At 43.8% G+C, this 10,038-nt stretch carries 7 protein-coding genes; all 7 read left to right on the top strand.

Going from position 1 to position 10,038, the window contains the following annotated elements; all coding sequences use genetic code 11:
- Positions 1 to 762: 762 nt before the first annotated feature.
- The 7 genes from DWW91_RS27240 (at position 763) to DWW91_RS27210 (ending at position 9,785) form a co-directional block, all read left to right on the top strand.
- Positions 763 to 1,263 carry a MarR family transcriptional regulator gene (locus tag DWW91_RS27240; RefSeq protein WP_122329424.1) on the top strand — a complete coding sequence of 167 codons (501 nt, stop codon included), beginning with the start codon at positions 763 to 765 and terminating at the stop codon, positions 1,261 to 1,263.
- An 8-nt stretch (positions 1,264 to 1,271) separates the two neighbouring features.
- Positions 1,272 to 2,627, top strand: a complete 1,356-nt coding sequence (locus DWW91_RS27235; protein ID WP_122329425.1) for a DnaB-like helicase C-terminal domain-containing protein — start codon at positions 1,272 to 1,274, stop codon at positions 2,625 to 2,627.
- Entirely contained in the window at positions 2,624 to 4,126 is a 1,503-nt protein-coding gene (locus DWW91_RS27230; protein ID WP_122329423.1) for a DNA primase, read from the top strand. The genes DWW91_RS27235 and DWW91_RS27230 overlap by 4 nt, the downstream gene beginning before the upstream one ends.
- Positions 4,127 to 4,161: 35 nt before the next feature.
- Positions 4,162 to 5,622 carry a capsule assembly Wzi family protein gene (locus DWW91_RS27225; RefSeq protein ID WP_122329422.1) on the top strand — a complete coding sequence of 487 codons (1,461 nt, stop codon included), beginning with the start codon at positions 4,162 to 4,164 and terminating at the stop codon, positions 5,620 to 5,622.
- Positions 5,619 to 6,020, top strand: coding sequence for a lipocalin-like domain-containing protein (locus DWW91_RS27220; protein WP_010803317.1), 402 nt, complete (start codon positions 5,619 to 5,621; stop codon positions 6,018 to 6,020). The genes DWW91_RS27225 and DWW91_RS27220 overlap by 4 nt, the downstream gene beginning before the upstream one ends.
- Positions 6,021 to 6,236: 216 nt before the next feature.
- A complete protein-coding gene (locus DWW91_RS27215) occupies positions 6,237 to 8,633 on the top strand; it encodes an SLBB domain-containing protein (RefSeq protein WP_122329421.1) in 2,397 nt (798 codons plus the stop codon).
- A 42-nt stretch (positions 8,634 to 8,675) separates the two neighbouring features.
- Positions 8,676 to 9,785, top strand: a complete 1,110-nt coding sequence (locus DWW91_RS27210) for a Wzz/FepE/Etk N-terminal domain-containing protein (RefSeq protein ID WP_122329420.1) — start codon at positions 8,676 to 8,678, stop codon at positions 9,783 to 9,785.
- Positions 9,786 to 10,038: the final 253 nt, after the last annotated feature.

Raw genomic sequence — 10,038 nt, 5'->3', positions numbered from 1 at the left:
TTTGAAAGTCCCTTATTTCGGAGATGAAAGATATATGTTTTGAAGATAAAATAAGGGACTTTTGAATGCAAAAGATATAATGTTGTTTTGAGGAAAAAGGAGATCGGTTTAGATAGCATAAAAATGTTGTTTTGCAGCATAACACTAAATAATTATGCGCAAACCGATTAATAAGAATAAAAAAAAAGGACGATAAACATGTTCCTGAAGAATATGTGGTTTTTATGATTGCACTCTTTGCCGGACTGAAACAGAACGGTCTATTGGGTGGTTATTCATACAAGAAAATAGCTGAATTTATAAATCCGTTTTTCAAATTCAAATATGCATCGAGTACCGTTTGCAAAAACATGAAACTATTTGACAAATATTCGGATTATTACACTGAAATACAAGATCTTATAAAAACAATAAAAAACAAGAACAAATCAACCGACAATAAATACTAATTTATTAATTCGCTGTAAAACAACATTTTAAAAGACACAAAACGAATTAAATTGGTTCCACAATTCGGGAATGTTCATGATTACCTTTGTATTAGCAAAATGAAATACGCTCTTTGATTCCTTAAAAGCTGAAAAAAATGCCGGAGGCCTTATATTTCTTTATAAAGAATATTCTTTCTATATTTAAAGAGAAAAATAAAGTCGTCACCGAAGTCTAATATAGTAACCTATTAAACCATTTGTTATCAACCAATTAAAGGAAGCAATCCGTAATAATGCGCTAATAAAAAGTATTAACTAAAAAATTAGTATCATGAAAGCTGTCAAAATCATTGAAAATGAAAGCGTTGCATTAGATTACTTGGGGAATGCCTTCATAAAGATTCCCAGAAGTATCATAGACCGCTTGAACAGCGTCCGGTTGGTTGAACGCCAGATGGCTCGTTTGCATTTATGTCTGTTCGGACTGTGTTATCACACTGACGGATATGTAATGCTGGACAATCGCAAAGTCTATTGTCGACGGGGTGAATATGTCGGAACACAACGTCGGTTGGCTGAAGTTGCAGGAATCAATCCCGGGTCATTGAGTCGGTTGATTGACAAAATGGTGAAATTACAATTGATCTCTGTTACTCACATTCCGGGAGGAAGCCGTATATGGGTAAAAGGATACGCTGCTTTTACCTGGATACAAGAAAGCAAAGAGACTCAAAAAAATGCATCGAACACAAACGCTGCCACCCAAATGGCGGAAGCCGAAAGAAACATGGGCGGACGAAGCATGCAGAATCCTACAAATCAACCTAATTAATGACGCTTATGGAAACTATAGAATCTGTACGCCAGGTGGAAGAGGCTGTGATCTGTGCACTTTTGTCTTCCGAATCTGCCATATGGCAGGTTGCTCCGGTTCTGAAACCGGAAATGTTCAGCGACCCGTTATTCGCATTTGTCTACAAAGCCATCTGTTCCCTGAACAGCCGGGGCGAAAAAGCGGATCTGGTAACCACCGATATCGAGATGCGCTGTCTGGATGAAAAACGCTGGAAAGAAATGAACGGGATTGCCATCGTCAACGCTGCCATGACGCAGATACGCCATACCGGCAACCTGATGCAATATACCGAAGAGGTGAAACGACAGTATATGCTTCGCCTGCTGGGTGCTTTGTTCACTACCTTGCAAGCAAAGGCAAACCGTTTCGATTCCTCCTACACGGCTCTGATCGAAAAGGCGGAATCGTCATTGATGGAACTGCGGGAAACCTGTATTGTCGGCAAACAAGTCAGCCGGATCGGAAAAACAGCCAACGAGGTATTGAACATGCACCGTGAACGCATGGAAAACGGAGTGGATACGATGCGCATCAAGACAGGACTGGAAGAGTTCGACTATGTGACCGGAGGACTTTACAACGGCGAACTCACCGTTGGGGCCGGACGTCCCGGCGACGGCAAGACAGCCATAGCCATGCAGATTGCCATGAATGTAGCCCTGTCAGGAAAACATGTCTGTTTCTTCAGCATGGAAATGACCGGTTTGCAAACGATGAACCGTCTGTTTGCCGGATTCGGAGGAGTAGATGCCAACCGTTTGCGTATCACAGGTGCTAACCCGGAGGATTTGTTGAAGATGGAAAAAATGGCGGGTGAGTTCCAGGACCTTCCGTTATATTTTGACTATACTCCGGCAAACACGCTGGAAAATATCCGTGCCCAGGTGATGTTACAGAAGCGCAAAAAGCAATGCGACCTGGCGATTGTGGATTATCTACAGGTGATGAAAATGGAAAAACAGGGGTGGGAAAATGCGAATCAGACGGTCGGATACAATATACAGGGATTCAAGCAAATGGCACAGGATGCCAATATCCCGGTCCTTGTCCTTTCGCAAATGAACCGTAACAGTATGAACTCAGGCGATAAGGCTCATATCCCGAATTTGCACGACTTACGTGATTCGGGCGTGATCGAACAGGTGGCGGACTGTGTTTATTTCGTTTATATCCCCGAACGCTACGGGATCACCCAGGATGAAGTCACCGGGGAGAGCCTGAAACAGGTCGGAAAACTATACATAAGAAAAACGCGTAACGGATCGACCGGGATTGCCCGTTACCGCTATAATGAGAGTTATACCCGCATCACGAACTATAATATCCGGAGAAGATCATGACAAAGATAGAAATAGAACAACTGAAAGCTTCATACCCTATCGAAAATGTGATCGGAGAGACGGTAAAACTGGAACGAAAAGGGACCAACTATGTAGGACTTTGCCCGTTCCACGAGGATCATCATCCGTCGCTGGTGGTGAATCCTCAAAAACAGACTTTTAAATGTTTTGCCTGCGGAGAACATGGAGATGTGATCGAATTTATAGAGAAGACGGAACATTGTAATTTCATGGAGGCGGTGGGGAAATTGAAAATTGAAAATCGAGAATTGAAAATTAATAAGAAAAACGCGAACCCTGTCGACAGAGATAACGACGCGAAGCAATTTTCAATTTCCAATTCTCAATTTTCAATTAAAAAAAACTTACAGTTCTTTTCTTCCCTTCTCCCCTACGCTTGCGGTTATACGGAGTTAACACCTGCTTATCTTGATTTTGAGGTCGGACAATCTCCTGTGAATGTTCCGAAAGAATGGTATGCGATGCGCAACCGGGTGATCTTTCCGATCCGCAACGAAGCCGGTGAGTTGATAGCTTTTGCCGCTCGCAGGCTAACGGACAATAATTCGGAAGAGCCGAAATATATCAATACATCCACTGCCAACGGATATAAAAAGAGCGAAAACCTCTATGCCCTTCACCGGGCGAAAGAGGCAATTGCGGGGAAAGGCTTTGTGTTTGTAGTGGAAGGATATAAAGATGCGATCGCGATGCATGCGGCCGGATTTTCCAATACAGTAGCATTATGCGGAACGGCCCTGACAACCGGACAGATTGCATTGCTGAAAAAGTACACGAGCCGGATCTGTCTGTTACTGGATGGCGACAAACCGGGACGGGAGGCTGCCCGCAAAATATCTTTATCGCTCAATCCGTATTCGATGGAAGTGCAGACGATCTTTTTACCGGAAGGGGAAGATCCGGATTCTTTATTCCGGCGGTCGGGCAAAGAGGCTTTTGTTTCCCTGATCGATAAGTTTCTGTCGAAACCCCATTTATCGGAAGAAATGCTGCTGACGGCTTGCCTGTTGTTTCCGGAGACTCTTTATATGTTCAAAGGTTCTTCTTGTCTTTTTACGGAATTAGTGAAAAGTATTCTGCAAACGGATGATTTGCTTTTTGAAAATAAGGAGAACCGGATGATACTGGAGCATTTGGGAACAGGGAATCCGGAATCGGGATTAACGCCTGCGTTAAAAAGCATAGTAAATGAATTGCATGTCGAATACGACCAGTTGGTTTACAATGAAAAGGAATTATTCGGGGCGCTTTATCCGGAGGCATCCAATATCCTGAATATCTATCTGACCCGGTTATTATTTCTGTATCTGGAAAACCGTATCCTACAGGAAATACAAAAAAGCGTACACCGGTTATTGGAAACCGATCCTAAAAAGAAAAAGATACGTCTCGATATCCTTGTCAATATAGCCAAACGGCGAGAACAGTTGCGGCACGTTTCGGAAAATCTGGACAGACCGGGGGCAGTTTGGGGATGATGGGGACTGATTCAAATCTTTCTAATCAATAACAAATGAAATTAATATCAAACTTACTTCTTTGGGGAGGCATTCTACTGCTTCCCCTAAACTCTTATGCTCAGTTTACGAAAGGGCTGAGTTACCGGGCGGAGACCGGTGTCAGCTTTAGCGGAGGGGAACATACTCCTTTCTGGCTGACTGCAAACAAGCAGGGACTGTCATCTATCGAAAAGAATAACGGTTATCTACGTGCCGGTGTTTTTCGGGAGTTGGAAAACGATAAACGCTTCTCATATGCTTTGGGAGCGGATCTGGCTGTGGCTTACAATTTTACATCGACTTTCGTGGTGCAACAATTGTATGCGGATCTGAAATATCGTTGCCTGGGATTGAGTATCGGAAGTAAGGAGCGGCATAGCGAATTCAATAATCCATTACTCAGTAGCGGTGGCCTGACATTCTCGGGAAATGCCCGTCCGATTCCGCAGGTTCGTATCGGTATTCCAGAATATACGCTCGTTCCGGGTACAAAAGGCTGGTTGGCTTTTAAAGGGCATATCGCTTATGGTATGTTTACGGATGACGGCTGGCAAAAAGACTTTGTGGCTCCGGAAGGTAAACATACGGAACATGTGCTTTATCATTCCAAGGATTTATATGTGAAGATCGGTAACCGGGAGAAGTTTCCGTTGATTTTAGAAGGAGGTCTTGAGATGGCTGCACAGTTCGGAGGAAATGCGTTTAGAGGAAGTGAAAAGATCGATATGCCGAACGGGATAAAGGATTTCTTTAAGGTGTTTATTCCGAGCGGCGGAAGCAGTGATACACCGATGGGGGAACAAACGAATATTTATGGAAATCATTTAGGGAGTTGGAATTTTTCACTGACGTGGCATGCTCCGAAAGATTGGACAATCCGTCCTTATTACGAACATTATTTCGAAGACCATTCGCAGATGTTCGGAGAATATGGTTGGAAGGATTGCCTGGCTGGAGTGGAAATAACGTTTCCGAAGAATCCCGTGATCAGTGGTTTCGTTTACGAATATATATCAACGAAAGACCAAACGGGTCCTGTCTATTGGGATCATACACCGGAAATACCGGAACAGGTAAGTGGTGCGGATAATTATTATAATCATGGTATTTATACCGGTTGGCAGCATTGGGGACTGGGGATCGGAAACCCACTCGTCATGTCTCCGATTTATAATACAGATGGTGATATTAGTTTTAAAAGTTCACGTATGCAAGGACATCATTTCGGGATCATGGGAACCCCTTGTGCCGATCTGCAATATCGTGTCCTTTTATCAGTAACCCGTAATTGGGGTACTTATGGCGTACCATTTTATGAGATCAAAAAGAATGGCAATGCGTTAGTAGAATTAATTTATACGCCCCATCAGTTAAAAGGCTGGGACTTTACAGGATCACTAGGTGTTGACAGAGGCGGGATGTTGGGTAAAAGTGCCGGGGGGATGTTCACAATCAGAAAAACGGGATGGATATGATGACTTTAATAAATACGAAGAAAAGATATATAGTGGCGGTGTTGCTGGCCCTGATAGTCAGTGCCTGTGGGAAAATGCCGATCAATGGAGACCTGGATGGTCGCTGGCAGATCATGAAAATAGAATATGCGTCCGGCGTGGAAGAGGCTCCGGAACGGGCTTATTACAGCGTGGCTTTGCATACAATCAACTTGATGAAGGTTGATGTAACCAGTCAGACCGGCAATATGGAATATACCGGAGATTCATTGTTTGTGGTTATGCCGGTCAGCAAAGTTGAAGATTTGTTACCATTTGGAATGAACGGAACGGAGCAACGTTTCGGCGTCAAAGAATTAACATCAAAGTATCTAGTATTACAATCGGATTATGCCCGATTGGAGTTCAGGAAGTTTTGATTCAGAAATTATCAGAATTGAACTATCCGATTATTGACCGGTTGTACCCAGCTCCCCTCTTGAGAGGGGGAAGGGGGTGTGTTATAGTTTCGCCCTATAACTAGCTTTAACACACCCCTTATCCCCTCTCAAGAGGGGAATTAGTTACTCCCGTCACTATAAACAGATAACTCAATTATTTTCTAAAATCGAAATAACAACAAAACAAATAACAATATGAATATCGTAATCAGAAATGTATTATTGGGGGGATTACTGTGGTTGGCGGTTCCATTGTCGGCGCAGGTATCCCAGGATTTGATCGACAAGGCAAAAGCTGCCGGTATGACGGATGAACAGATCCGTCGGGAGATGAATAAACGGATGGGGCAATCCGGTACGGAACAGGCTACACGTACAGCCTCGGATGCGGAGGTTACAGATCGTACGGTTGCTATTCCGGATGGAAAGGTGATACCTCCTTTGGATGCCCAGCGGGAAGCTAATCGTCCGGCGGGAGATTTAAGCGGTACCGTGTTCGGCCGTGAAATATTTTCAAACAAGAATCTGTCCTTTGAACCTAATCTGAATGTACCAACTCCTAAAGGATATGTCTTATCTGCTGGTGATGAATTGCTAATTAATGTCTGGGGAGATTCAGAAGTGAATCTGAAATTGAAGGTTTCTCCCGAAGGAACAATTCTGATCCCTAACCTTGGTCCGGTCTCTGTCAGCGGACTGACTATCGAAACTGCTGAAAATCGTATCCGACAGGAATTAGGACGGATCATGTCTACTTTGTCGGGAGATACGGATGGGGCTAATACGTTCGTATCCGTTAGTCTGAGCCAGATACGCAGCATCAAAGTCAATATTGTAGGTGAAGTCGTTGCTCCGGGAACCTATACGCTTCCCTCCTTTGCCACCTTGTTTAATGCGTTGTATGCGGCAGGTGGAGTGAATGAGATCGGTTCGCTTCGTGGAATCAAAGTTTATCGGAATAGTAAGGAAGTCGCAAAATTGGACGTGTACGATTATTTGTTGAACGGCAAATACAATACGAATATCCGTCTGGAAGAGAATGATATGGTGATCGTTTCTCCTTATGACCAGCTGGCTGTAGTACAAGGAAAAGTAAAACGTAATCGTATTTTTGAATTGAAAAAGGGGGAAACGCTTTCACAGTTATTGAATATGGCCGGAGGTTTTACCGGGGATGCTTACAGGAAAGATGTCCGTATCAAACGAAAAGCCGGAAGCCGTTATCAGATAGCTACTGTTACGGAAGATAAATATCCTACTTTTGCGATGATGGATGGCGATTCTTTGTTGGTAGACTCTGTAATTCCTTTTTATGAAAACCGTCTGACAGTGACAGGTGCAGTTTGGCGTCCGGGAGAATATGAGTTGAATGGGGCGGTACATACAGTCCGTCAACTGGTTGATCAGGCAGCCGGTTTGAAAGGAGATGAGTTTGCCGGTCGTGCCCAGATCACCCGTTTGAATCCGGATTTTACAACGACTGTCATAGCCGTAGATATCCGTGGTATCCTGAACGGTACTGCTCCCGATATGGAACTAAAGCCGGAAGACCAATTGAGCATTCCATCCCTGTTTGACCTTCGCGAGCCTTATACGATCAAAGTAAGCGGAGCGGTAAATTACATAGATACAGTTCTTCCTTACCGGAATAACCTGACCGTTGAAGATGCCATTATGATGGCTGGCGGTTTAAAGGAATCCGCAGCAACAGTCAATGTGGAAGTTGCCCGTCGTATTAAGGATACAAAGACGTACGAAAATACTAACCGTACAGCAGAAGTATTCAACTTTGAATTGAACGACAATTTGGGATTAATCTCTACGGATGGAAAGAAAAGCGATACGGTCTTTACATTAGAACCGTTTGATGAAGTGTATGTGCGTTTCTCACCGGGTTATCAGGAACAACAGGTGGTGAAGATAGGGGGTGAAATCACTTTTGCCGGCGATTATGTTCTGGCCGAAAAGAACTCCCGTCTGAGTGATATTATCGCCAAAGCCGGAGGAATAACTCCCGATGCCTATGTAAAAGGAGCAAGTCTGAAACGCCAGCTGACAGAGGATGAGATGCGCCGCCTGGAAACTCTGCTGCAACTGAGTGCAAATAAGCAAAGCCGTGACTCGGTAGCTTTGTCACTGGAAAACATCAAAGACTATTCAGTGGGTATCGATTTGGAAAAAGCCCTGGCGAATCCGGGAAGTGCCCACGATGTGGTGCTACGTGACGGGGATGAACTTTATATTCCGCAATTCCAGAGTACAGTGAAGATAAGTGGAGCTGTAACTTATCCGAACAGTGTGACGTATACAAATGGAATGTCTGTAAAAAGTTGTTTGTCGCAAGCCGGAGGATACAACGATATTGCCCGTAAATATCCGATCGTAATCTATATGAATGGTAAAGTGGCAACGACTAAGAGGCGTTTTATCTTCTTCAAGCACTATCCAAAAGTGGAGCCCGGCAGTGAAATCGTTGTTCCCGCCAAAACGCAGCAAGATCGCAAAACAAGTTTGGCAGAAATCTTGAGCATCACCAGTTCGACCACATCGATGGCTGCAATGATAACCTCTATCATCAACACACTGAAATAATTATCAATTTTCAATCTTTAATTATCAATTAACAAGGTGGATATGATTCAAATGAACGCTCCTGATATGGATACAAACGAGCAGGAGATAGATTTAATAGAGTTGGCTAAACGGTTATGGGGGGAGCGTAAGTTCTTGTTCAAATGCTGTGGAGTCGCGATAGTTGTAGGATTGGTGGTCGCTTTCAGTATACCGAAAGAATACAGTACGACGGTAAAGCTGGCACCTGAAACGTCTGATCCATCCAAGAAGATGGGAAATCTGGGTGGTTTGGCCGCCATGGCAGGGATTAACCTGAACAGTTCTTCGGGAGCGGATGCCATCTCTCCGGACCTGTATCCGGATGTAGTCAGCAGTATTCCTTTTTTACTGGAGTTACTCCCCGTACAGGTGACAAATGAGAAAGGTGATTATTCTGCATCCTTATATGATTATATGAATGAGGATCAGAAAAGGGCATGGTGGAGTTATGTGGTACAGGCTCCCTTTAAGCTGTTGGGTGTTGTGAAAGATTTGTTCTCAAAAGAAGAACCGGTAAGTAGTGGAGAATTGACTTCTTTCAGGTTGACAAAGGAACAGGCAGATGTTATAAATGCGTTACAGGAACGCATCTCCGCTTCTGTGGATAAAAAGACATCAGTAATCACAGTCTCCGTTCAGATGCAAGACCCGTTGATCTCTGCGAATATCACTCAAATTGTTTTGGAAAAACTTCAAGGATACATCACAAATTACCGAACCCAGAAGGTAAAACAGGACCTTGAATTCACAGAGAAAGTGTTCAGCGAAGCCCGTGAGTCCTACTACAAAGCACAACGTGCTTATGCGGCTTTTGAGGATGCCAACAAGAATATTATCTCTGCCAGCTACCGCACGGAACAGGAACGTTTAAAGAATGAAATGACATTAACCTTCAATGTTTACAATACGTTGGCCCAGAAGCTGGAACAGGATAAACTCCGGGTACAGGAACAGACACCGGTGTATACAATAATACAACCTGCCACTGTCCCTTTAAAAGCGGCCTCACCCAAGAAGCCGCTGATCCTGATCGGATTTGTATTCCTTGCCATATTTGGCGGAATCGGTTATCTGTTTATCAAAGACCTTTTCAAACCCAAAGAGGAAACTGAGGTTTTAGATATTGAATAATTAGTTGGGGTATTTGTATAGAGTTCAGTTTTTATCAGATTTGAGCTATTTATAGTGACTGGTTGTACCTGTCTCCCCTCTTGAGAGGGGGAAGGGGGTGTGTCATATTCCCACCTATACAACCATCCTAATCAGAGTCACTTGGCAAATGAACCTGTAACAAGGCTTGTTTTATTGACTGGCTTTAACACACCCCCTGCCCCCTCTCAAGAGGGGAATTGGTTACTCCCGTCACTATAAACAGATAGCTCAA

The sequence above is a fragment of the Parabacteroides sp. AF17-3 genome (assembly GCF_003635445.1).
Taxonomy (GTDB): Bacteria; Bacteroidota; Bacteroidia; order Bacteroidales; family Tannerellaceae; genus Parabacteroides; species Parabacteroides goldsteinii.
The sequence above is the reverse complement of the archived record's forward strand: the minus strand, read 5'-3'. Positions and strand labels throughout refer to the sequence as shown.

What these genes read in the sequence shown, in the direction of transcription:
- DWW91_RS27210 (WP_122329420.1), top strand. Translation starts at nt 8,676, where the DNA reads ATGATTCAAATGAACGCTCCTGATATGGATACAAACGAGCAGGAGATA.
- DWW91_RS27235 (WP_122329425.1), top strand. Translation starts at nt 1,272, where the DNA reads ATGGAAACTATAGAATCTGTACGCCAGGTGGAAGAGGCTGTGATCTGT.
- DWW91_RS27230 (WP_122329423.1), top strand. Translation starts at nt 2,624, where the DNA reads ATGACAAAGATAGAAATAGAACAACTGAAAGCTTCATACCCTATCGAA.
- DWW91_RS27220 (WP_010803317.1), top strand. Translation starts at nt 5,619, where the DNA reads ATGATGACTTTAATAAATACGAAGAAAAGATATATAGTGGCGGTGTTG.
- DWW91_RS27240 (WP_122329424.1), top strand. Translation starts at nt 763, where the DNA reads ATGAAAGCTGTCAAAATCATTGAAAATGAAAGCGTTGCATTAGATTAC.
- DWW91_RS27215 (WP_122329421.1), top strand. Translation starts at nt 6,237, where the DNA reads ATGAATATCGTAATCAGAAATGTATTATTGGGGGGATTACTGTGGTTG.
- DWW91_RS27225 (WP_122329422.1), top strand. Translation starts at nt 4,162, where the DNA reads ATGAAATTAATATCAAACTTACTTCTTTGGGGAGGCATTCTACTGCTT.